The sequence below is a fragment of the Parasphingorhabdus sp. genome (assembly GCF_059726685.1).
This window is the reverse complement of record NZ_AP041068.1, coordinates 1,436,516-1,458,436: the sequence shown is the minus strand read 5'-3', so window position 1 is coordinate 1,458,436 and position 21,921 is coordinate 1,436,516. Positions and strand designations below refer to the sequence as shown.

The 21,921-nt window shown below is 51.8% G+C and carries 19 protein-coding genes; 15 read left to right on the top strand and 4 right to left on the bottom strand.

What is annotated here, in order from left to right; genetic code table 11:
* Window positions 1-13: 13 nt before the first annotated feature.
* On the bottom strand, window positions 14-964 hold the full coding sequence (locus AC6I9Z_RS07275; protein ID WP_461454752.1) for a cupin domain-containing protein: 951 nt from the start codon (window positions 962-964) through the stop codon (window positions 14-16).
* A 200-nt stretch (window positions 965-1,164) separates the two neighbouring features.
* Between AC6I9Z_RS07275 and AC6I9Z_RS07270 the strand changes: the two genes are divergently transcribed.
* A complete protein-coding gene (locus AC6I9Z_RS07270; protein WP_461454750.1) occupies window positions 1,165-2,175 on the top strand; it encodes a hypothetical protein in 1,011 nt (336 codons plus the stop codon).
* 169 nt (window positions 2,176-2,344) lie between these two features.
* Here the strand turns inward: AC6I9Z_RS07270 and AC6I9Z_RS07265 are convergent, their stop codons facing one another.
* Window positions 2,345-4,810 (bottom strand): TonB-dependent receptor, encoded by a 2,466-nt coding sequence (locus AC6I9Z_RS07265; RefSeq protein WP_461454748.1) that lies wholly within the window; start codon window positions 4,808-4,810, stop codon window positions 2,345-2,347.
* A gap of 359 nt (window positions 4,811-5,169) precedes the next feature.
* Between AC6I9Z_RS07265 and AC6I9Z_RS07260 the strand changes: the two genes are divergently transcribed.
* The gene (locus tag AC6I9Z_RS07260; protein WP_461454746.1) at window positions 5,170-6,195 is read left to right on the top strand and encodes a LacI family DNA-binding transcriptional regulator; all 1,026 of its coding nucleotides are present in this window, start codon (window positions 5,170-5,172) and stop codon (window positions 6,193-6,195) included.
* A 206-nt stretch (window positions 6,196-6,401) separates the two neighbouring features.
* On the opposite strand, the gene AC6I9Z_RS07255 is transcribed toward AC6I9Z_RS07260, so the two are convergent.
* The gene (locus AC6I9Z_RS07255) at window positions 6,402-8,246 is read right to left on the bottom strand and encodes a winged helix-turn-helix domain-containing protein (RefSeq protein WP_461454744.1); all 1,845 of its coding nucleotides are present in this window, start codon (window positions 8,244-8,246) and stop codon (window positions 6,402-6,404) included.
* 197 nt (window positions 8,247-8,443) lie between these two features.
* Between AC6I9Z_RS07255 and AC6I9Z_RS07250 the strand changes: the two genes are divergently transcribed.
* The 13 genes from AC6I9Z_RS07250 (at window position 8,444) to AC6I9Z_RS07190 (ending at window position 20,976) form a co-directional block, all read left to right on the top strand.
* On the top strand, window positions 8,444-9,571 hold the full coding sequence (locus tag AC6I9Z_RS07250; RefSeq protein ID WP_461454742.1) for an oxidoreductase family protein: 1,128 nt from the start codon (window positions 8,444-8,446) through the stop codon (window positions 9,569-9,571).
* 91 nt (window positions 9,572-9,662) lie between these two features.
* Window positions 9,663-11,225 carry a long-chain-fatty-acid--CoA ligase gene (locus AC6I9Z_RS07245; RefSeq protein ID WP_461454740.1) on the top strand — a complete coding sequence of 521 codons (1,563 nt, stop codon included), beginning with the start codon at window positions 9,663-9,665 and terminating at the stop codon, window positions 11,223-11,225.
* A 7-nt stretch (window positions 11,226-11,232) separates the two neighbouring features.
* Window positions 11,233-11,769 (top strand): hypothetical protein, encoded by a 537-nt coding sequence (locus tag AC6I9Z_RS07240; RefSeq protein WP_461454738.1) that lies wholly within the window; start codon window positions 11,233-11,235, stop codon window positions 11,767-11,769.
* A complete protein-coding gene (locus AC6I9Z_RS07235) occupies window positions 11,766-12,311 on the top strand; it encodes a hypothetical protein (RefSeq protein ID WP_461454736.1) in 546 nt (181 codons plus the stop codon). The genes AC6I9Z_RS07240 and AC6I9Z_RS07235 overlap by 4 nt, the downstream gene beginning before the upstream one ends.
* On the top strand, window positions 12,308-12,844 hold the full coding sequence (locus AC6I9Z_RS07230) for a hypothetical protein (protein ID WP_461454734.1): 537 nt from the start codon (window positions 12,308-12,310) through the stop codon (window positions 12,842-12,844). Before AC6I9Z_RS07235 ends, AC6I9Z_RS07230 begins: the two co-directional genes overlap by 4 nt.
* Window positions 12,841-13,401 (top strand): hypothetical protein, encoded by a 561-nt coding sequence (locus AC6I9Z_RS07225; RefSeq protein WP_461454732.1) that lies wholly within the window; start codon window positions 12,841-12,843, stop codon window positions 13,399-13,401. The genes AC6I9Z_RS07230 and AC6I9Z_RS07225 overlap by 4 nt, the downstream gene beginning before the upstream one ends.
* Complete coding sequence (locus tag AC6I9Z_RS07220; RefSeq protein WP_461454730.1) at window positions 13,398-13,970, top strand: hypothetical protein; 573 nt, start codon at window positions 13,398-13,400, stop codon at window positions 13,968-13,970. Before AC6I9Z_RS07225 ends, AC6I9Z_RS07220 begins: the two co-directional genes overlap by 4 nt.
* 21 nt (window positions 13,971-13,991) lie before the next feature.
* Window positions 13,992-14,546 carry a hypothetical protein gene (locus AC6I9Z_RS07215; protein ID WP_461454728.1) on the top strand — a complete coding sequence of 185 codons (555 nt, stop codon included), beginning with the start codon at window positions 13,992-13,994 and terminating at the stop codon, window positions 14,544-14,546.
* A complete protein-coding gene (locus tag AC6I9Z_RS07210; protein ID WP_461454726.1) occupies window positions 14,543-15,652 on the top strand; it encodes an SMP-30/gluconolactonase/LRE family protein in 1,110 nt (369 codons plus the stop codon). The genes AC6I9Z_RS07215 and AC6I9Z_RS07210 overlap by 4 nt, the downstream gene beginning before the upstream one ends.
* 206 nt (window positions 15,653-15,858) lie before the next feature.
* Window positions 15,859-17,010, top strand: coding sequence for an MFS transporter (locus AC6I9Z_RS07205; RefSeq protein WP_461454724.1), 1,152 nt, complete (start codon window positions 15,859-15,861; stop codon window positions 17,008-17,010).
* Between the two features lie 30 nt (window positions 17,011-17,040).
* Window positions 17,041-18,231, top strand: a complete 1,191-nt coding sequence (locus tag AC6I9Z_RS07200) for a fumarylacetoacetate hydrolase family protein (protein ID WP_461454722.1) — start codon at window positions 17,041-17,043, stop codon at window positions 18,229-18,231.
* 32 nt (window positions 18,232-18,263) lie between these two features.
* A complete protein-coding gene (locus AC6I9Z_RS07195; protein WP_461454720.1) occupies window positions 18,264-19,511 on the top strand; it encodes an NRAMP family divalent metal transporter in 1,248 nt (415 codons plus the stop codon).
* Window positions 19,512-19,515: 4 nt separating this feature from the next.
* On the top strand, window positions 19,516-20,976 hold the full coding sequence (locus tag AC6I9Z_RS07190) for an MFS transporter (RefSeq protein ID WP_461454718.1): 1,461 nt from the start codon (window positions 19,516-19,518) through the stop codon (window positions 20,974-20,976).
* 165 nt (window positions 20,977-21,141) lie between these two features.
* Here the strand turns inward: AC6I9Z_RS07190 and AC6I9Z_RS07185 are convergent, their stop codons facing one another.
* Window positions 21,142-21,444 (bottom strand): hypothetical protein, encoded by a 303-nt coding sequence (locus tag AC6I9Z_RS07185; RefSeq protein ID WP_461454716.1) that lies wholly within the window; start codon window positions 21,442-21,444, stop codon window positions 21,142-21,144.
* Window positions 21,445-21,921 lie beyond the last annotated feature (477 nt).

Below are 21,921 nucleotides of genomic sequence, written 5' to 3'. Positions count from 1 at the left end.
GCCTTCTTTCAGCTTATAGTTTGCCGCGAACAATCAAAAAAACGACGTCGGATGATGATTTGTTGTTAAAAGACCGTATCGATCCTGGTGCGATTGTAGCAGTGTCCCCTGCCCGAACAATTATCTCGTCACCAGCCGTTTCTATCGTCAGTTCACCGTCATGAACAAACAAAACCTCGGAACCCGCAAACTCATAGCGATCAACCGATTCTTGTCCACCAAGGCGGGTTTGAGTGACCTCAAAACCATGTGGCCAATCCAATTCACCGTCTTCGGCGATCAACTTGCGATTTCGGCTGGCTGATTGTTTTGAGAATGTACAACAGGCCCGCAATTGCGCTTTGTCGAATGTTTTCAGCTCAGCAACTTGCTCACCAGTGGTAACCGGCATCGGCTTCTTGTCGGCGGGAACGACATCACCTTCATTGGTATCAATCAGACTGCCATCTTCGAGAAGAACAAGCCCATATTTTTCGGCCATCTTGAACACTTCTGGAGCCCAGAGCACATGACCGGGATCATCTCTGCCAAGCACGGCCCACAGAAACCCCATGTCATCGCCGATATTTTCAAAGCCGCGAAAGACATGGGTCGGAATGGATATCAAATCACCGGGCTTCAGAGTGATCCGGGCATCGTCACCATGCTCGCCAAGGTCGAAGGACCAGGTCCCTTTGTGCACGAAAAACACTTCTTCGGTTTCATGGCTGTGCTGTGAGTTGACGCAGCCAGGCGGTTGGCGCGCTGCGCCGATGTTAAAGCCATGTGGTTCGGCGATATGGACATGCTGGTCAGGGTTCTCCGAGACGCCAGGGCCAATTATGGTGAAATTCTCTTTCTGATCCGATCCAGGTGTGCGGGTGTCAATGAAAGCATTGTAGCATGGAATCAGCTCATCATATCGAACCAGCTGAACCGGTGAGCGCTTCTCTGAGCCTGATTCATTTTGAGAACGGATTGTCATGCTTTACCCTTATTGAGACTAGGATTTATTGGCTTTTTTGCATCCGAAGTCAATTTAAATTGAAAAGATTTTTGCAAAGAAATAGGTTGTTTGTGATAGTCGGAGATTGGCCTTAGGTTAAAAGTTGAAAAATGATTGCATTCGAAGTCATTTTTCAATGAGATAAGCTATATCGTTGCTAATGGGAGAGTGCGTTGAGCATGAAATTACAAAAGGCAAAACAGATTGTAAGAGAATATCAGGACGCATTTGACCGGGCAGGATCGGCTGGCCTCCACGATGTTTTGTCTGACCATATCGTGCCAGAATATCAGTGGCGCGGAATGCATCCGTTTTCCGACAAAGATGATGCAAAACATGCGGTAGATGCGTTCTGGACCCCGCTGCACAGCGCTTTTCATTCCTTGCAACGCCGGGAGACTATATTTTTTGCCGGACAGAATGACGTTGACGACGGAAGCTCCACCTGGGTCTGTAGCAGCGGACATTTTATGGGATTGTTTGATGAACCATGGCTAGGCATTCGGCCGAAACACAAACTGACCATGCTGCCATATGCCGAATTTCACTGCGTAGTGGATGGCAAGATCAAAGAGACAGCATTTTTCTGCGATATATTGAGCGTTATGCAGCAGGCGGATCAGTATCCGCTGCCGCCGCAAATGGGTTCAGACATTATCAAGCCTGGTCCAAAAACAAATGATGGCATCCAGAATGAACCGGTGGTCCCTGCAGAGGCCAGTCGCACCATGCAGATACTCAACCAGATGATTGAGGACCTTGATCAGCTCAACAAGTCAGGTGATGATAGATGTCCGCCGGAATATCTTGCCCAAAGCTGGCATGAAGATATGGCGTGGTATGGGCCAACCGGTATTGGCTCAACCTACACGATTGAGCGATATCAGCAGCAGCATCAATATCCTTTTCGGGAAGGCCTGACTGACAAGGTCTATAACGGCCATGTGGCAAGATTTGCCGAAGGGAATTATGCTGGATTCTTCGGCTGGCCCAATCTGAACAACCGCCTGTCAGGCGGCTTTCTCGGCATGCCGGCCGGTCTTGGCGGAAGCGAAATGCGCGTCGTTGATATCTATCGCCGCGACGGCGACAGACTCTCCGAGAACTGGGTATATATTGATCTATTACACTATTTCTTCGTGCAAGGTCTCGACCTGTTGGAGCGCAATCGCCTGATGCAGGGACTATAAATCCGATAGTTGGTGCACGGAGTTATACCGGGCCAAACCCCAGAATGTGTTCAATTGGCAAAAAAAGGGAGAGGTGAACCACCTCTCCCAAATTGGAAGGATCGCTTGCCTTTGATCCTTCCACCCCCTGTTTAACTGAGTCCCCCGGTCGAGAACCGGGGTGCGATTATCAGAACCGCGCCTTCAGACGCAGTCCATAATTTTGCGGATAGAGGTAGGAAGACTGTAGCAAGTCGTCCCCGCCATTATTGTTACTCCGCGACAGAACTGCTTCATCTTCAATATTCTCGATAAAGGCTTCGATAGAATAGTTCCGATCAGGCGAGTCCCAAACCAAACGTATGTCGGTTTTGGTATAACTGCTCTGGAACGCGGCTGGATCAATGGCGAACAAATTCGATGTTCCAAATCCGTCACTATAATAGAACTGGACATATGGTGTAAGGAAACCAAAATCTTCGCCCAGATCAAATTCATAAGAGCCGGTTAGGGACACTGTCAGATCGGGTGAGAATGTTGGTGTTTCTCCTGACAGATCCACAAAGGTAGTCGTGGTGCCATTGTTCAATTGATAAGGACTTGTTTGACCAAATGTTCCAAACTGCACATCCTGCCAAGCGGCATTCATCGCCAGGGTCAACTCTTGCGTTGGTCGATAAACCGCTTCCAATTCCACACCATAGGCTTCGATCGAACCGCCGTTTTCACTAAATGTAACACCGATTCCGGTATTGGGATCAATGACCTGGAACTGCGACAGAAGATTGGAATATTCGGTATAATGTCCTGCGAGGTTGAACGTCAGATCGCCGTCAAACAAAATGCTCTTCAGGCCGATTTCATATACTTGCGAATCTTGCTGATCAGTCGTTGAACCATTGTTGTTTACAACACCAGACAGAAAACCTGTTGCCGTGTTGGCATAAAGCAGAACGTCATCAGCTACATCAAATTCAATGCCGACTTTATAATCGACATTGTTGAAGGTCCGGCTGGCCGTATTGGCACCAGCGGCGTTTTCGTTGATGAGAAATACATCGCGGCTATCAGGAATGATGACGGGAGACGAACCAGCAGCTCCTGGAACGACGGTTACAGGGCCGTTAGCGGTAAAATTACTACCGCCGCCGGTCAGTTCTTTCTTCTCTGAACTGTACCGAATACCACCGATGATACGCAATTGATCGGTGAGTTCAAACTCTGCTTGTCCATAGATACCGAATGTTTCGATATCCAAAAAAGCACTGTCTGCAAAAAATCCATTGAGGCTGCGGTCTAAGCCAACAGTTGGCGTTGCCGCCAAAACAGGCAGTGACAACGGATTGCCCATTCCGTCCAGAACCGGATTGCCCGCATTATCCAAAACAGGAGCCACTACGCGCGGGAAAGCGGGATCGCGAACCGTCTGGTTGTAGATCGAGAAGCTATAAAAAGTGTCCTCTTTGGAATAATAAGCGCCTGCCGTCAGGTTAAACGGCCCATCGAAATTGGTGTTGAACTGGAATTCTTGGCTATAGGATTCCAGTGTTTCATCAAAGCCGCCAATGGCATGTGGGTTTGGCCCGAAATCAAAATCAAACCCAAACAGGTTCTGGAAATCCGTGTAGGAGCTGATCGACTTGATCGAGACAGCACCGAGGTCAAGATTGGCCTCTAGCGACACAACCGTTTCTTCCAAATTCACATCAGGCACATAGTCTTGCGCGATGGTATGAGGGCCAGAACCAGGAGCACCACTATTTGCTGCTGGCCCCAAGCCTGCAGAACCGCGGTTGGGATTGATACAATCGCGCTCTGATCCAAAGGCATCAGTATGGCCTGATGGAGTCACATTCCGGCACAGGAAGGTATAGCCAAAAAGGCCAGCTTCGCGCCCATCTTCAGCCGTATGTTGCAGCCTAGCGATCAGATTGAAATTGTCGGTGGGCTCCCAAAGCGCGCTGATCCGGAAACCTTTATCATCCTGTTGACCAATATCTGGACCGGCAAGATTGTTAATGAAGCCATCGCTTTTCTGGATATAACCGGCATAACGAACAGCAAATGTATCGCCGAGCGGAACATTGATAAATCCTTCGGCTTTGACGCTATCGAACCGCTCATAGCCGACCTCTATCCCTGCTGAGAAGTCTGTGAGGTCCGGCTTTGTGGTGTGAAGGTTTAGCGCACCGGCAAATGTATTACGGCCATATAAAGTTCCTTGCGGACCTTTCAGGAACTCAACCCGCTCTACGTCAAAAAATGCCCGTGTTTGCTGCGACGCCCGTGCTTTGTAAACGCCGTCCACATAAGCGCCGACGATTGAGCCGTTGTCTGCAAAAGTATTGTTCGAGTTCGCGCCACGAACATTGAATTTCGCGTCATTGCCCGAAAACGCGTAGTTAACGCCTGATACCAAAAGTTCCAACCGAGACGCATCGGTAATACCTGCTTTGTCGAGCGCTGCGGCATCAAAAGCCTGAATAGAAAGGCTGACATCCTGGATGCTCTCTTCTTTCTTGTTCGCTGTAACAATGATTACATTGCTATCTTCGGCACCCGCCTCGTCTTGTGCATATGCCGGAGCAAAGCCTCCGATAGCCAACGCACTTCCTGACGCACCGAGCATTAATTTCTTTGTAATTGATATAGCCATACGACTCCCTCCCTAAATTTATGCAAACGCTGTTTGAAATTTTGATATCCACAACCGTGCAATATGGCAATAAAATAATGACTTCGAATGCAAAATGCTGAGATACTGTTGCTGATTTGCCAGATTTGAAATATTATTGTTTATTATCAATAACATATATTAGGCATAAATTTCTGCCTATCTGATACACTGGAGACGTTCCGGTTGAATATCGAATGTACTGGTGCATGCGCATGCATTTTTTTTGGAACCACTTAATCGGTATATCACTGGTGCCTTGCAATCGGCAGTAGCTTTGTTGATAGAAAGGCTGTCACAGCTACGATGTGCCGGTACAGCGGCGAGGGGTAACCAAAGACATGGCAGATATTGAGAAACGTAGAGGTAAGCCCGTCACATCCTATGATGTTGCAAAGAAGGCTGGAGTGTCTCAATCTGCTGTCTCTCGTTGCTACAAGCCTGGAGCGTCAGTTTCTGCAAAAACGAGAGAAAAGGTCAGGATAGCCGCAGAGGAGTTGGGATACGAACCCAACGCGATTGCAAGAAGTCTGATCACCAAACGTTCAAATTCTGTCGCCGTGATTATTCCCAATCTGACCAATCTATATTATCCTGAAGTCCTTGCCCAACTTGGTCAGCGGTTTTCAAAACGCGGTATTCGCGTATTGTTGTTCGCGCTGGAAACAGAGAGCGATGCAGAAGATGCGCTGCAACAGATCTGGCAATATCAAGTCGACGGGGTGATAGCCGCCGCCAAACTTTCCGAAAAGCAAATCGCCGAATTTTCACGTCGGAAAAAGCCTCTGGTTTTCTACAACCGGCATTCCAACGATCACAGCGCAAGCGCGGTATGCTGCGATCAAGCAGAGGGTGCCGAAACGCTTGCAACTGGTCTGGTTGAATCCGGGCATAACAGCGCAGCTATTATTTGCGGTCCGCCAGATTCTGTCGTCGGACAAGAGCGAGAGCAAGCAAGTGAAGCGCGTCTTAGAGAGCTGGGAATGACCGATATCGTCAAAATCGATGGCGATTTTTCTTATGAATGCGGGGCTGCCGCAATTGACAAAATACTCGATAAACATGGAAATATTCCCGATGCCATCATGTGCGTGAATGATATGAGTGCGATCGGCGTGATTGATTCCCTGCGTTTCGAGCATGACCTGAAAGTGCCGGATGATGTTTCTGTCGTTGGATTTGACGGTGTTGGCCCTGCAAATTGGCTAAGTTTTGACCTCAGCACTGTGCGCCAACCAGTTGGGCGCATGACTGAAGCCGCTGTCAACATGCTGATAGAACGTATTGAAAACCCGGAAATCGCAAATGAGAAAAGAGTGTTTTCCGGTATTTTGATGGAAGGGACTTCAGCTCGGCTTTCGGGGTAAAGCGGACTTCAACGCACTGCCCTTCAACATAAGAGTAATTATCAACCACCTCCAATGACCGCTTTGCGCCCCAATCTCAGTCATTCGAGTTAGCTGAAACAGTGTCCGAAAGCAGACGTCGGTTTTTCGGAGCCTAACGTCTGAAATTGGAGATGGAAGCGGACGTCCTTAATTGTTCGTTCCCCAGCAGCACGCTGTGGTCGCAATCAACCGATCACACGGAACTGCAAGTTTGACCCATCTGTTCCCGGATTTGGTTGTACCAGTGGAGGCCAGCCGTACGTTTGCCAGGCTTTCACCAACCCGATCTGCGCCGCGAATTCTGGGAAGTCTTGATGCTGCCGGACATTGGCACATTCTTCTATAGGATCCCAAATTCGCGACAATGTGTAGGCAACGTAGGGGTTGGGTTTCTCGAGGACATTTTTCATCCAAAGCTTTGGATCATCGACAAGCAGAAAACCTGCAACAGAAGTTGCGGTCGCCTGCCGTACGGGATCTTTCAATCTGCTCTCCAGCATTTTTTTCACGATCCAACGATATCCGCGCTTCTTCCTAAAATAGGCGCCAAACACAAGATGGCGGGTGATCGGTGAGGCAAAGGTAGCCTGATCCATAGCATCAAGCCCGCCAAAATACTTCTTTATGAAATCTACGCTCTGCTCGGACTTGTCTGTCTGCATCTTCAATGTGGCCACGGCTATTCCGGACGCACCGTGGCCAAGGTTGAACGCTTTCTGGTAGTAGCCAATTGCCCTTTCAATGTCGCCCAGGGCACGCATAATTCCACCCAGCAGTACGGGGTAAATCGGTGAAAGTGGGTTTTGAGGCATCGTGTTGCGAATGAGTTTCTCGGCCTGCTTATGAAGTCCGATCGCCATTAGAGTGAAAGCAAAGTGCACTTCGGTTTCGGAATCACCAGGATGCTCTTCAAGCGCTTGCTCACTTATCATCGCAGCTTCATCAAACCGCAGATCGTGCTCAAAGATATAGGCTTTTGTTAGCTTCGCTAGAGAGTTCGAACTGTCCAGTTGCTCGACCTTATCAAGCGCCCTCCGGCTGGCAGCCATGTGCTGCTCCCATTGTGATGTCTTTGAGTATTCGGGAAGAACAAAATGCGCCATGGCCAACGCGGCCCAAGCATCGGCAAATTCTGGATCAAGCTCGACCGCGTTCTCAAGATGGCTGATCGCCGTCGGCAAGGTTTGTTGACCATTGCGCTTGTGATACAATTCGCGCCCTTGGACAAAGGCTGCATAGGCTTTGGGATTGTGCGTCAAATTCTGGACAACCGATGATGGAACATCGATCTCAATAAAGCGCGATAACTCGGTCAGGATGGAATGCGCAATACGTTCCTGTAGATCAAAAATATCTTCCAAATTTTCGTCATATGACTCCGACCAAAGCTGGAACCCGTCTTCCGCCTTTACCAGTTGAGCGGTGATTCGAAGTTTGTCTTGGTCACAGCGCAATGATCCTTCTATGACGTGCGCCACGTTGAGCGCCTTGGCGACCTCGCGGATATCTCTGTTCTCACCTTTGAAAGCAAACGAGGATGTTCTCCCGGTGACTTGCAATCCGGGCAATTTTGCAAGCGCGTTCAAAAGCTCTTCGGTCATTCCATCTGCGAGATGCTCTTGGTCAGGGTCAGCGTTCAAATTGACGAAAGGCAATACCGCAATTGAGAGCGGGGGCGCCTCATGTGTAGGCAGATGGCCAGGACCAAGGTTATTATTTACGTCATCAATTGACGCAATCAGGCGATAACCACGCTTGGATATCGTTTCGATATGCCGATGGTCGCCGCGCCGGTCACCCAGCGCCTTGCGCAAAAGTGAGATTGCGCGCGACAATCGCTCATCGCCGCCAAAACCTATACCCCAGACATTGTCGATCAAGTGCTCGCGGGAAACAACTTCTCCCTGATTGTTGATAAGAGCTTCGAGCACTTCGAGGACTTTGGGCTCAACCGAATAGCGGCCGGCGTCGCCTTCGATAACGAGGCTGTCAAAATTGACCTGTGCATTACCAATACGGACCTGTTTCATAAGCCCCAATCTAAAGAGTGAACTGAAAGGATCCGAACCGCCCCATTTATATCTCTATACACTTATTTCCCTAGCGCAAAACAGCCCTAAGAAAAACCTAAGAAGTTCCCCAGAATTGCCACAGGACTTTGAAACCCGGCTCGGTCCAAAAGCTTTGCCATTGATATGCAATCAGCTTTTTCTGGAGGTGGAGATTCATGCAGATCAACCGCACAGCAAGTTATCAAGAAGTAACAATTCCGGCATGCGCGCAAGACGTCACGGCACAATGGCTCAATCAGGTGCTCGCACCGCATCTCGCCGGACATCAGATTCTTGGAGCCCAAACAAAGCCGTTCGCTGAGCCGGGACAGACGGCTGATGTGGTGGAAATCTGGCTCGATTATGACAGCTCTCACTGCACCTTGCCGGATCGCATGATTGCAAAACTTGCAGCCAGAGATGAGACGACCCGGGAAATGTGTCAGACCTTCGCGCTCTATGAGAAAGAGGTGAGCTTTTATCAGAGATTTGCCGACGGTGCTCTGCCTATGCCGCGCTGCTTCCATGCCCAGTTCGATCCAGATGCGCAGGAGATGATCATTCTCCTGGAACACCTCTCTCCGTCTTACTCTCCAGCCTATGGCATTTCAGTTGAGCAAGTGAGCATGGCACTGCGGGAAGTCACGAAGATCCATGCACGTTGGTGGAACGATGAAGTGGTGAAGCAAGAAACTGCCATTGTGCAGCTTGATGATATGGAACGCTGGCAAAATTTAGCCGCATCTGGTGTTGCCGCCATTGAGGCGGTTCAGGGATGTGTCGGCTCTCAATGCGAAATCAGTATCGAAGTTGCACAACTCTATCAGGACCGGCTAGAAGAGATTGTCCGCTTTTGGCAAACGCGCCCCTTCACGCTCGCCCATTCAGACTTTCATGGGAAACAGATGTTCTTTCCCAATGATCAGGGAGAAGGAAAATTTGCGCTGATTGATTTCCAGTATCCCATAGCCGGTCCCGGAACTTTTGACGTCTCGCGGCTCTTGAACCTTGGGCTCGCTACGGATGAACGCCATGCCTCGCAAGAACAGCTGATCGAGGGCTATCTTTCCGCTTTGGCCGCCAATGGCGTTGAAAATTACAGCCATGATGATTTTCTTATCGATCACAGGCTCGGCACCATGTTCTCACAGCTCATCAACTTGGCTGCGCTGTTTCAAACCGATTATGAGCTGTTAGAAGAAGAATGTGCGCAGTTCGGCCTTGATTGGAAAGAGGTCTGGCTGCTTCGTGGAGAAGCGATGCTGCGCGAGCTTCAAGTGGCAGACTTCTTGCGTGCAATTTGAACGATCAACGAGTTACCAGAATTTGCAACTATGCCCCCCTGCTCGACGGACCACCTGGAACCAAACCACCAACGGTTAAGGAGATCACAAAATGTATGGCCTGACTGAATTTCTGAAATCCAATGCGCGGTCCATCCCCAAAGCCTTCGCTACAAAGACCGCAAGCGGGACCACAAGCTGGTCGGACTTTGAAGATCGCGTTGCGCGATTGGCCTCGGGCCTGCGCGATATGGGTATCACAGATGGTGAACGAGTGGCCATTCTCGCGCTCAATTCGCATCGTTACCTTGAATATTATTATGCAGTCTGGTGGGCCGGCGGCGCGGTCGTTCCCTTGAATGTCCGCTGGTCGATTGCAGAAAACGCCTATTCGCTTAGCGACTCGGGCTCAAAAATTCTATTTATCGACAAAACCTTTATGCCAATGATCGACGGCTTGAAGAGCGAAGTCGAGAGCCTTGAGACGATCATCTATCTCGATGATGATGGCGCGCCAGAAGGGACGATTGTCTATGAAGATCTGATTGCGGCGAACACGCCCGGTGCTGATGCGCAGCGGTCGAACAAAGACCTCGCCGGGCTGTTTTACACCGGAGGTACGACCGGCTTTCCCAAAGGAGTGATGCTCTCGCACGAGGCGCTGTGGTTCAACAATGTAACGTGCGGGATGCATTTCCACTATCGACCCGGTGACGTGCTGTTGCACGCGGCCCCAATGTTTCACTTGGCCGATGGTTCGATGTTAGGGGGTGCGACAGCAGCTGGAGCAGCCCATGTCTTTGTCCCCGCGTTTGAACCGCTGGCAGTGATGAAAGCTCTGGCCGAGGATCAGGTCACGCACGCCGTTCTGGTCCCGACCATGTGGGACATGATCCTCAATCATCCCGAATTCGATCCCGGCTGCTTTAAAACGGTTCGGGCCGCTCTTTATGGTGCATCGCCCATGCCCGAAGGGCTCTTGCGGCAGATCATTGAGAAACTGCCTCATGTGTCGTTGACGCAAGGTTATGGCCAAACCGAAATGGGGCCCGCTATCACCCTGCTGCTGCCCGATCACCATAGCGAAGAAGGCGCAGCAGCAGGCCTGTTATCATCAGCGGGCAAAGCGTTCGCCGGATTGGAAGTCCGCATTTGTGATGAAGACGGGAACGATGTGCCAAATGGTGAGGTCGGAGAAATTGTTGCACGATCGCCGGGTTCGATGACTGGCTATTGGGGTATGCCCGAGGCGACTGATGCCACCTTGAGTGATGGCTGGGTCAAGACTGGCGACGGCGCTCATCGCAATGATGAGGGCTTCATCTTCATTGTGGACCGAATCAAGGACATGATTGTGTCGGGCGGGGAAAATGTATTCTCTGCCGAAGTGGAAAGCTGCATCTCCACACATCCCGATGTGGCAGGGGTCGCGGTAATCGGCATCCCATCGGAAAAATGGGGAGAGGAAGTCCATGCGATCATTATCCCGGCCGAAGGCAAAGAGCCGACATTGGCGGATATTCTAATCCATCTCGACGGGAGTATCGCCAACTACAAACGACCGCGCAGCATGACGCTGCGCGATGATCCATTCCCGCTTTCGGGAGCAGGAAAAGTCCTGAAACGCGAATTGAGAGCACCCTTCTGGGAAGGCCAAGATCGGCAAGTGAGCTAGGCTTGGGATGGCTCAGACCATGATCCTCGAAGACTTCTACTTCATCAGCCAGATTGTTGCCGCTGTGGGCATTATGGCCTCTCTTGTTTTCGTCGGCCTGCAAATGCGCGCGCAGAACCGGGAAACGCGTCTCGCCAGTATGTCCGAAGTCATGGCCGAATACCGCCAGAGCATGGCAAATTTGGCGAGCGACCGCGAGCTGGTTGAAACCCTCATGAAATGCGACGAGGTAGGCCTCACACGGCTTAATCAGGTCGACTTTCTCCGCCTCGCCTTGGTCTGCATATCCTTCCTGCGCGTGTTCGAGCAGGCTTACATCTACCGATATGAAGGCAGGATCGATGACCGGACATGGGCCTCCATGAATGGAATGATGTCGACAACATTTCACTATCGCGGGTGCTTGGACTACTTCGAGTTGCGAAAGAGCACTTTCACGCAGGTCTTCGTAGAATACGTCGAGCTTGAATTTGCTGACCTTTTAGAAGAACGGCGTGCCAGCGGTGTTTTGCTGGCTTCGGCTTCGGTGGAAGGCGCGGCATGACCCTCGAGGAAATCTATTACATTGGTCAAACCGTCGCAGTGATTGCGATCCTTGGGTCTCTGGGTGCGATATGGGTGCAACTGCGCAAGGACCATAGGCTTGCCAAGGCCAGCTCGCAAAAGGAGCTACTGCTCTATAACGCGGACAAATTTAGCGTGTTGGTCGATAACCCCAGCGCGCTGGAAAGCCTACAAACCTGTCTTTTGGATTACAATAACGCGTCGTCTCGTCAAAAGACCGAGTTTCTCCGATATCTGCACAAGAACATCATGATCGCAGAAACAGCTGTGTATCTTGCGCAGGATAAATTGGTCGCTTCGGTCTCGCACCAGAAATTTCTCGCTTGGCCCGCAGTGTTGTTGAGCACGGTGGGTGGACGGCAATTCTGGGAGCAAGAGGGCCAGATCATCTATGGCCAGGATGTGGTCACGGCGCTCGACACTTACATGCGCGAGCAGTCCAGCGATTTGAAGGCCTTGTACTCGGCGATTGCGTTCCTGAAGCCGGATGAAGCTAGCGCTGTCGAGGAGGCAAGCGCATGACCCTCGAAGACTTTTACTTCATCAGCCAAATCGCGGCGGCCGTTGGCATTATGGCTTCGCTCATATTTGTTGGCCTGCAGGTTCGCCAGAGCACTCGGCAAGCCAAAGCCGACGCGGTTCAGGCTGTGCATGACAATCTTTCGGCGTGGTATATGTCCGCAGCCGATACGCCGTTCAAGGCGGAGGCGGGTTTTAAGGGACTTCATGGACTCGGCGATCTGTCAGGCCCTCAATCCATTCATGTCGTGACGGATCTGATGGCGCTGACGTCATATCTGCAGAGCGCATTTTTCAAATGGCGCGACGGCGATCTGCCCGATGATTTATGGCATGGCTGGGAAAAGTCCCTGTTGTCTTACCTTGATTCAAAGGGCGGCAAGGAGTTCTGGGAGCTCAGAAAATACAATTTCACCCCTGACTTCACCCAATATGTTGAAGACCATTTGCTGAATCGGAAATTGCCCGAAGATTCGCGCTATTGGGATCGCGATGTCAGGGATGCGAACAAGGAAAATCCGGAGAGTACAGCATGAGCCTCGAAGATTTCTATTTTGCCAGCCAGATCGCGGCGGCGCTTGGCATCATGCTTTCACTGATCTTCGTCGGAATACAGGTTCGGCAAAGCAACGGGCAGGCGCGCCAACATGAAGCGGCCCGGCGCGCGGATGCGACGCAGGCGGTGCATGATAACTTTGCCAATATGTATCTGACTTTCGGTTCCAATCTGGAAGTAGCCGAGGTCGCGACGAAAGGCTTGAAAGACCCAAACTCGCTTTCCGATGGCGAGAATATGGTGCTCCTTTCAGGATTGATGGCGGGCATGTCCTATATGCAAAGCGCCTATTTCAAATGGCGACAGGGCGATTTGTCGGACGACCTTTGGCGCGCATGGCAAAACTCAAACGTTTCCTACTTCGCATCTCCGGGTGGCAAGCGGTTCTGGGAGGGGCGCAAGAGCAACTTCGCTCCCGAATTTGTGGCCTATGTGGAAGAGCATTTGCTCGAACAAACCTTGCCGGAAAACTTTGCGCCATGGCTGGAAAACGCGCCGCCTCATGAAGCCGGCGCTGACAAGGACGCCCGCGCATGAATGATATCGAATTCATGATGAGCTTCGTTGCCGTTCTATACGGCCTCGCCCTGGCCAATGTTGCAAACAACATGGCCGATGCGGTGCGGGCGCGGCATGATCTGCCCATCGGGTTTATTCCTTGGGCGATCAGCTTCTATATCGCATCATCGGCCATTGTTTCTTATGGGCTTTTTTATCTCGGACGCCAAGAAAACCAATTTGATATCGCATCTATTTCAGCGCTGCTGGCTGCGATATTACCTTATATCTTTGTGAGCCGCCTGCTCTATCCCGAACATAAGGATCGGTGGAACTCGGTCGAAGACTATTACCTAGCCAACCAAAAATTGATCCTTGGCGTTATGGCCATCGCGCCCTTTGTCAGCATATTCAATCTCCTTTATACCATCGACGACGCCCACATCCTGGAACTCACGATCAACGTGTTCATTTTTGCAGGCATGCCGCTTTTGGTGATGCTCGCGCTTACGCAGACCGACAAGCTGCGCTGGCATCAAGCCGGCTTCGGGTTTCTGATCCTCCATCGCATCGCCATGTTGATCTGGCTTTCCATAGAAATTGGATAAAGGGAGCTAAGGGAAACAAGAATGACCCTTGAAGCGATTTACTTCATCGGGCAGACCGTGGCTGCTTTTGCCATTGTCGGTTCGCTCATATTCGTAGGTATCCAATCGCGGCAAGCCAGCAAAGCAAGCGAGCTGGCAACTCTGCAAATGATGCAGGAGCGGTTTGACGGAGTTCGCCGATTGGTTGTGGCCGATAAGGAACTGGTTGATCTCTATGATCGCGGCCTTCGTGATCCTGTACAATTGACCGAAACCGAATTGGTGCGTTTCCGCCTCCTGCTTTTCATCGCCGTTGAGGGTGCGCAGGCGAGCTTTCTGATCAAAGACAACTTCGATGCAGCACGCGCCCAATTTGAGGCTCTCGACCCATTGTTTTTACGAACCGTAGGAACACCGGGTGGCCGGGCTTGGTGGAGCATGTTTGGCAGCGTAACGCATCCAAAATTTGCAGCCCACATGGACGACATGCTCACCAAAGCACCAATCAGCCGCAGTGTTACCAAAGAGCATTGGATCGAAGCGCTTAACGCACTCGCATCAGACAATGCAAAAGACAGTACAGGGGCGACGCCATGAAGAACGCAATCAAGGCTGTGTTGGTATTCAGTGGCATTCTTATTGCCTATGCCCTGCTTTGGCCGACGCCAATTGATCCGGTAGCGTGGAAAGCGCCGACTGACGCTGGATACATCGGCGATTTTGCGCCGAACACTCGTTTGGCTGATCTTGAGCGAATCTCGCTTGATGGGGCTATCGGGCCAGAGGACATCATTGCGCGCGAAGAGGATGGAGAGCTGGCGCTCTACGCATCCTCTCAGCAGGGCACGATCTGGCGGATTGATCCCAAGACCAAGCAAGCCAGCGCATTTGCAGAAACCGTTGGGTTCCCACTTGGTCTTGCATTCAGCGCGGACGGCGCGTTGCTCGTCGCCGACGCCCATCGCGGATTGCTGGCGGTGTCGCGCCAAGGGCAGGTCCGCCTACTCACGGACAGCGTGGATGGCGAACCAATATTGTTTGCTGATGATGTGATCGAGGCTTCGGGCGGAATGATTTACTTCACCGATGCGTCCACACGTTGGGGCGCTGAGGCAGTTGGTTCGCCCTTAACTGCGAGCGAAGTTGACATTTTTGAGCAGAGCCGGACAGGACGAGTGCTGAGCTTTGATCCAACCACAAAACAGACCGCCGTTCTTGCGAAGGGGCTGAGCTTTGCCAATGGCATTGCAATGACGAGCGATGGACAGGCTCTTTTGGTGGCCGAGACAGGTACATACAGTGTCCATCGGATAGCTTTGTCGGGCAAGGACAAGGGTAGGCTTGTGCCCGTGTTGACCAACCTGCCCGGTTTCCCGGACAATATCAGAAAAGGGCCCGTCGAGGCCGATGGCACGCAGACCTATTTCCTTGGGCTCGCTGGACCACGTGTATCGATTTTGGATGATCTGTCGGGCAGCCCCATGCTCCGTAAGGTGGTGTCCCGCATACCTGAATGGGCAAGGCCAGAAGCAGCATCGTATAGCCTGGTCCTGCAATTCACGGAAGACGGGAATGTCACCCGCACGTGGCAGGACGCCAAGGGCAGCTATCCCGCCACCACCGGCGCCATCGCGCCGGGTGATGGGTTTCTCTACATTTCGAGCGTCAATGCACCGGGTATCGGGCGCGTTCCGTTTCAATGATGTAGCGACAGGGGAAAATTGGAGATGAAGATGCGAGTTGCGAAATATGGGTTGGGCGTTCTTAGTGCTGCTAAAGCTCGTACTAACCGACAACCACCAATGGCATTGGGCTGGTTTCACAGTTCTCATCGCCCATCGCATCATCATGAAGACATGGTTGGGTGCAACCATTGAATAGCGCTATACACCAGAATCACCCAGCCTTGATGAACAGAACGCTTGGGGCTTGCGTAGGTCTTGGTTCCATTGGTCTGTTAATTCTTGGCGTTCAGCCACTCCTTTACAGCATCTATGTACGCAACGGCTTGATATCGGAAGAGCAATTGGGGTTGTTGGCAGCATTTGAAATCGCCGCCATTGCCTTGGGTAGCGCAGCTGGTGTCAGGATCGCCTCAGCGCTTTCGGTCAAATGGGTTGGTGTTATCGGACTCGTAATTTTCGCGATCGGCAACCTCCTGCCCGAAACAATTCCGATCATGATGGCCCGGCCTTTGGCCGGACTGGGTGGTGGGCTACTCGCCAGCCTGGCTGCTTTGGCAGTTGCCGCGGCAGTCAACGTCAACCGGTTCACCGCGATTTACCTGTTTGTCCAGGCGGCTAGCCAATATGCAGTCTTGCAATGGTTTTCTGGCGTCGGAGCCTATGAGAGCGCGTTCGACATCCAAGTCGTGTTCGTCATCGTGGCATTGGTCGCGGTCTCAATTCTTCTGCCTTTTGTTTCAAACACGTTGGGACAGACGTATAGCTCTGACGGAACAGCAACACAGGCTGTTGCGCCAAGCCGAACGGGCTATCTCGCGCTGGTTGCCGCCGGGCTTTTTCTGGGAGGGTCAATATGCATCTGGGCCTATCTCGGAGTATGGCTCGAGTTCAGCGGCATTGCACCCGGCAAGGCCGCCCAAATGCTGGCAGTTTGTTTGGCGGGACAGATGGTTGGAACCGTGCTGGCTGGCGTTTTCAGCAAGAGTTCAAAATTTGGATCACGCATCATCCTATCCTCTTTGGTCCTGATCTTCGCGGTCTCCGGTATGTTGTGGATCGGTGTTGAAGATTTGTCTGGCTGGCTGCTGGTGATCCTGTTTGGATTAAGCTGGCAATTTATCGTACCGGCAACGACGGCGTTCATAGAAGAAGCCGATCCCGCTCGGGGCGCCTTGCCATATTCGACGGCTGCCAATTTAACCGGCGCTGCGATTTTCCCGGCCGTTCTCGGTTACTCATTTGCGGCTCAGAATATGGACCATGTTTTAGTCGCTGGAATGGTGGTGGTCTTTGCAAGCCTTGTCGTAATAATTGCGATCATGGTGATCAGGGGACGAGAAGGAGATCAAGCTATCGAGCGCGTTCGGTTTCAATAACGTGACGATAGTGGGAAGTAGGAGATGAAGATGCGAGTTGCGAAATATGGGTGGGTTGTTCTTGGTCTTGCTATGGTCATTTTGGCGATCGCGTGGGCGACATCCCCTGATCCGAAATTCAACCCGGCGAGCTTTGAGGATGAGCCACTTGTCGAGGGCTTAGCCCCGCTTGAAGAGGCGAAAACACTCGCGCAGTTTGTGGACGAAGATGGTGCAGTGCGCACGCTTTTGGTTACCGGTTTTCAAGGTGACGCTGTAACAGGCGTCGATCTGACGGAGTTTGGCGGCGATGGAGGGGCCAACCCCTTTGCAGCCTTGGCATCCGTGAGCGACCTCCCCTCAACCCTTGAAGAAGTGGCGGAGTTTCCTTCAAGCAAAGTCACGTTCGATCGTCTTCTTCCATCGGGCAGCTCTGGAAACCGTCACATTGGCAGCGGAACGAACTTTCCCGAACATGCAGAAGAATCCAACAGTGAATCGGTTTTTGGCTTTCCAAAGTTCGGTTTGGCGACACCTGCGCGAACCACAGTCCGGCGGCCTGAAGGAATCCTGCTCGATTATGAAGTTGAATTGTGCGTGCGGTTTGACCGTGACATCGCTTCGCTTGAGGATTTCGACGCAGCAGGCAAAGGCGTGTTCCTTTGCGGAGACTTCACCAATCGCAATGCTATTGTCGAGTTGGCCGATCCAGATAATCTGGATTCAGGCTCAGGATTTAGCGATGCCAAAAGTGGTCCAGGCTTCTTCCCCACTGGTCCATTTCTGGTGATCCCCAACAACTTGAATGCATTTGTCTCAGACCTGCGGATGACGACCACTCTAAACGGCGAACCACGACAGGATGCGCGCGGAGGCGAGATGACGCTCAATTTTCGGCAACTGGTCGAGAAGTCGTTGAACGACATGAGCGAACGGCGGTTTGTGTACCGTGATGGCAGAGAGTTTCTCGCGGAAGGCAAAACGATCAGTGCCGATATGTCGCTGATGTCAGGGACGGCTGAAGGGGTTATTTTCACTGGCCCAACACGCGCCGACTACATCGAAATGATCGTCACTTACCTTGCGGCAGGTGGGCCCCTTTCCGGTTCCAGCGTCGATGATATTGGCAAAGCGACATTTATCCAAAACGAACTGGCATCAGGCCATTTCCTGCAGCCGGATGACCGAGTGCGCCATGGCTCCTCTTATCTAGGCAATATCGAAGTGCTGGTAACAAAATAACATTCTGATTTAACAAACAAACTGGGGGCAAAATGGATATTCGGGAATTACAACGGGCGGCGGGGCCGGGACTCATCTTTGCAGGCTCTGCAATTGGCGTCTCTCACCTCGTGCAATCCACTCGCGCCGGCGCAATGTACGGACTAGCGCTTGTGGGTGTGATCATCCTGATCAATTTGCTTAAATATCCTGCGTTCCGATTTGGAGTGGACTACGCCCACTCAACAGGAAAGACTTTGATCGGGGGATATCGCGAACTCGCGCCTTGGCTACTCATAGTATATGCTGCGGTCGCCCTGCTGATCGCACCGATTGGTGGGGCTGCTGTCAGCGCGACAACCGCGGCAATCCTTGGAGCGATCACAGGCACAGACATATCGCTCGTTGCACTCGTGGTTGGAGTTTTGGCGGGAACCATCGTGCTCTTGCTGGTCGGCGGGTACCGCTGGCTCGAACGGCTGAGCACGCTTTTAGTTGCATTCCTCACTCTGGCGACCTTATCCGCTGCTGCCATTGCGCTTCCACAGGTGGATTGGAGGAGTGCCGTAAATGTCGAATGGTCATTCGACATAACCGCCTTGCTGTTCGTTATTGCCTTGGCAGGCTTTATGCCAACCGCGATAGGTCAATCGGTGGATATCTCTTTGTGGACGCTTAAGTCACAGGAAGATGCCGCGCCGGGTGAGCGACTCTCGATTGGAGCGACACGAGGGGGCTTCCTCGCTGCTTATGGGCTAACCAGCCTGTTGGCTGTCTGCTTCTGCATCATGGGCGCGGGCGTCATGCACTCGGCTCAGATCACGCCGGAGAGCGGCGCGGCCGAACTTGCTTCGCAGATTGTCGGTCTTTACTCAGAAACTTTAGGTCCGGTGCCTGCATTCTTTGCTGGGATCGCGGCATTCCTCGTTATGGCAACGACGATGGCCGGAGCATTTGACGGGATAGCGCGCGGGTACGGAGCCCTTTACCAAGAGTATCGTGGCAATGTCGGCGGTACGCCAAGCCGCGCCAGCTATGCCTTCTTTCTGATCATGACAGCGATCATGAGCTTTGCGGTTCTCGCTTTCCTGTTGGAGAGCTTTACCACTTTTATCGACCTCGTCACGTCCATCTACTTCCTTTTGACGCCGACGACCGCCTTGCTCAACCATCTCGTGGTGACGCGCTGCGAGATGGATGATGAACATCGCCCTTCGGCAAGGGTGAGACTACTCAGTCTATGTGGGATCGTTGTAATGACGGCGATGTCAGTGATGTTCTTCGCCCTGAAAGCGGCGTAATTTCATGGCATTTGCAAACCCAAAGAATGACGGCAGCGGCGCCCTTGGTCGCACTGGTTTTGCTTGGGCCGTTTTTGAGTGGGCCCGCAATCCCTACTATCTGATGGTCGTCATTTATATCTTTGCGCCATATTTCGCGCGCCATGTTATCGGTGCTGACTTGATTGCGAGCGGTGATCTCGATCATCTTGATGCGGACACAGCCCAATCCACCGCCAATGCTCAAGGCCAGGCAAGCATTGCTGCCGTCATCAAGTGGGCGGGCATCATCGCTGCGCTAACCGCGCCGATACTTGGAGCGGCACTTGATCGCGGTGGGCGATTGAAGCCTCTTCTTGGCGTCTTTTTCGCGCTGATTGCAACTTGCTCAGCACTTTTGTGGTTTGCATTGCCGGGTGGAGGGGGACTGCCGGCCTGGGTGATAATGACCCTGCTGGTTATCGCCTATGTCAGCTACACTTATTCGGAAGTCACGCATAATGCGATGCTTCCCTCTGCCGGTCCGCCCGAGAGCCTCTCCTCAATATCAGGTCTTGGTCTTGGGCTTGGCAATCTCGCCGGAGCGATCATCTTCGGTTTCATTACAATGCTCTTTATCTTGCCTGCAATGATCGGCTGGCCGTTTGCCGAACCGCAGTTTGGGTTGAATATGGATCGGTACGAGCATGCGCGCCTTGTCGGACCCTTATGCGCGGCTTGGATAACATTGTTCTCAGCGTACTTTTTCTGGAATGCTCGAGATCCCGGCACACCCGGCGCGAGCTGGATTGCCGCGATGCGTGAAGGAACAGGCGGGCTGATCCAAACTTTCAAGGAGGCCAAGCGTTACCGGGAGTTACTGAAATTTCTGATTGCGCACATGCTCTATGCTGATGGCATGGCCGCGCTGCTTGCGTTGATCGCAGTCTATTATTCCCTGTTTCTCGGTTGGGACGTTTTGGAACTTATCATCTACGCGATTTACGCCAGCATCTTCGCATTCGCTGGCGGGCTGATCGGGGGATGGCTCGACAATACATTCGGCGTGAAACGCGCATTGTTGATGGAGATATTCCTGATGGTTCTGACCTTCGGGATTCAGCTCTCGATCACTCAGGAAAGTCTGCTTTTTGGGGCAATAGAGAACTCCAAAGTTTGGGACAGTATTGTCTTTGAAACCCTTTCGGACCTTATAATGCTCGCACTGGTCAGCCTGGTCGCAATATCTGTGACCGCGAGCATTTCCTCAAGCCGCACGATGCTCGTCACTCTCGCACCGCCCGGTCGAAGCGGTGAATTCTTTGGCCTGTATGCGATCGCCGGAACCATCACCGTGTGGATGGGACCTCTGCTGGTCGAGACCTTCACCCTTTGGTTTAACGATCAGCGCGCAGGCATAGCATCGATCAACTTGCTTTTCGCAGTCGGTGTCGCAGTGCTGCTCGGCGTCAAGGTCGACGGCAAAGCCAAAGCCTCGCATCAGTAGCTATGGGACATTGAGTTCCAATGAGCCCGTCAGTGCAACGCGTAGGGTTTAAAATTATATTCGCCCGCGCCCTCTTAACCAGGCAGGAAATCGCTAAAAAATCCTCCAGCCTACCTGTATGAATTTCCCTTGGAATGGTGTCGAGGCCTTGAATCACGCCCATGGTCAGACCTCTTTCATGCGGTAAAATTTCTTCGGCATCCTTAGGCCTGCTTCAGCGATTGCAGCCTGAAGCTCGTCCGAAAAACAAGTTAATAGGCTGGTAAAGCGCCGTTCGCGCCACAGATGCGCCGTTCCAAAAACGGTTTTCCGAAAAGCAAGTTCGGAAATTCCTGCCTTGTTATCTTCGTAACGAATATACCCTAATTCTGAACGCTCCCAAGACTTCTCGTGACCATCCCCGGAAAAAAAGCTGTCAAAATACTCCCAAAATCCACAAGTGCATCTGGACTCCAGTATTTGGGCCATCGAGACACTTGGCCAATTTGCCCTCGTACCTGAGACGCCAAAGGGTCTCTGGAGACAGTATCTGTGATCCACTACCGGCTAACCAACCGGAAAATAGGGATAAAACCGGCATACCGTTCGCCGAGTGCGAGACTTTGAAAGCTTAGGAAAAAAGTGGTGCGCGAAGCAGTCTATCGAGAACGGGTCTCGATCGAAATTGCGTATCATGAACTGTCAATAACGGGGAATTTCGAAATTTTTTAAGCATAACCGCACAAGGTTTTCGGTGAAGCTCGCTGACTATGAGGCTTTCCGGTCAATTCTTCTGATTGATATCAGGGAATTGTGTATACTGTATCTGGGAAATTTGTGGGCTCAATCAGGGTAATTATCGACTCGAACAGGGAAAATTGTTTCCCTGTTCGAGGAACCTCTCCTTCACAGTCTGCTTTGGCCGCAAAAGCGGACATTAGGAAAGCAAAAGTTGTTGGTCGGATA

What these genes read in the sequence shown, in the direction of transcription:
- AC6I9Z_RS07275 (WP_461454752.1), bottom strand. Translation starts at nt 964, where the DNA reads ATGACAATCCGTTCTCAAAATGAATCAGGCTCAGAGAAGCGCTCACCG.
- AC6I9Z_RS07270 (WP_461454750.1), top strand. Translation starts at nt 1,165, where the DNA reads ATGAAATTACAAAAGGCAAAACAGATTGTAAGAGAATATCAGGACGCA.
- AC6I9Z_RS07265 (WP_461454748.1), bottom strand. Translation starts at nt 4,810, where the DNA reads ATGGCTATATCAATTACAAAGAAATTAATGCTCGGTGCGTCAGGAAGT.
- AC6I9Z_RS07260 (WP_461454746.1), top strand. Translation starts at nt 5,170, where the DNA reads ATGGCAGATATTGAGAAACGTAGAGGTAAGCCCGTCACATCCTATGAT.
- AC6I9Z_RS07255 (WP_461454744.1), bottom strand. Translation starts at nt 8,246, where the DNA reads ATGAAACAGGTCCGTATTGGTAATGCACAGGTCAATTTTGACAGCCTC.
- AC6I9Z_RS07250 (WP_461454742.1), top strand. Translation starts at nt 8,444, where the DNA reads ATGCAGATCAACCGCACAGCAAGTTATCAAGAAGTAACAATTCCGGCA.
- AC6I9Z_RS07245 (WP_461454740.1), top strand. Translation starts at nt 9,663, where the DNA reads ATGTATGGCCTGACTGAATTTCTGAAATCCAATGCGCGGTCCATCCCC.
- AC6I9Z_RS07240 (WP_461454738.1), top strand. Translation starts at nt 11,233, where the DNA reads ATGGCTCAGACCATGATCCTCGAAGACTTCTACTTCATCAGCCAGATT.
- AC6I9Z_RS07235 (WP_461454736.1), top strand. Translation starts at nt 11,766, where the DNA reads ATGACCCTCGAGGAAATCTATTACATTGGTCAAACCGTCGCAGTGATT.
- AC6I9Z_RS07230 (WP_461454734.1), top strand. Translation starts at nt 12,308, where the DNA reads ATGACCCTCGAAGACTTTTACTTCATCAGCCAAATCGCGGCGGCCGTT.
- AC6I9Z_RS07225 (WP_461454732.1), top strand. Translation starts at nt 12,841, where the DNA reads ATGAGCCTCGAAGATTTCTATTTTGCCAGCCAGATCGCGGCGGCGCTT.
- AC6I9Z_RS07220 (WP_461454730.1), top strand. Translation starts at nt 13,398, where the DNA reads ATGAATGATATCGAATTCATGATGAGCTTCGTTGCCGTTCTATACGGC.
- AC6I9Z_RS07215 (WP_461454728.1), top strand. Translation starts at nt 13,992, where the DNA reads ATGACCCTTGAAGCGATTTACTTCATCGGGCAGACCGTGGCTGCTTTT.
- AC6I9Z_RS07210 (WP_461454726.1), top strand. Translation starts at nt 14,543, where the DNA reads ATGAAGAACGCAATCAAGGCTGTGTTGGTATTCAGTGGCATTCTTATT.
- AC6I9Z_RS07205 (WP_461454724.1), top strand. Translation starts at nt 15,859, where the DNA reads ATGAACAGAACGCTTGGGGCTTGCGTAGGTCTTGGTTCCATTGGTCTG.
- AC6I9Z_RS07200 (WP_461454722.1), top strand. Translation starts at nt 17,041, where the DNA reads ATGCGAGTTGCGAAATATGGGTGGGTTGTTCTTGGTCTTGCTATGGTC.
- AC6I9Z_RS07195 (WP_461454720.1), top strand. Translation starts at nt 18,264, where the DNA reads ATGGATATTCGGGAATTACAACGGGCGGCGGGGCCGGGACTCATCTTT.
- AC6I9Z_RS07190 (WP_461454718.1), top strand. Translation starts at nt 19,516, where the DNA reads ATGGCATTTGCAAACCCAAAGAATGACGGCAGCGGCGCCCTTGGTCGC.
- AC6I9Z_RS07185 (WP_461454716.1), bottom strand. Translation starts at nt 21,444, where the DNA reads ATGGCCCAAATACTGGAGTCCAGATGCACTTGTGGATTTTGGGAGTAT.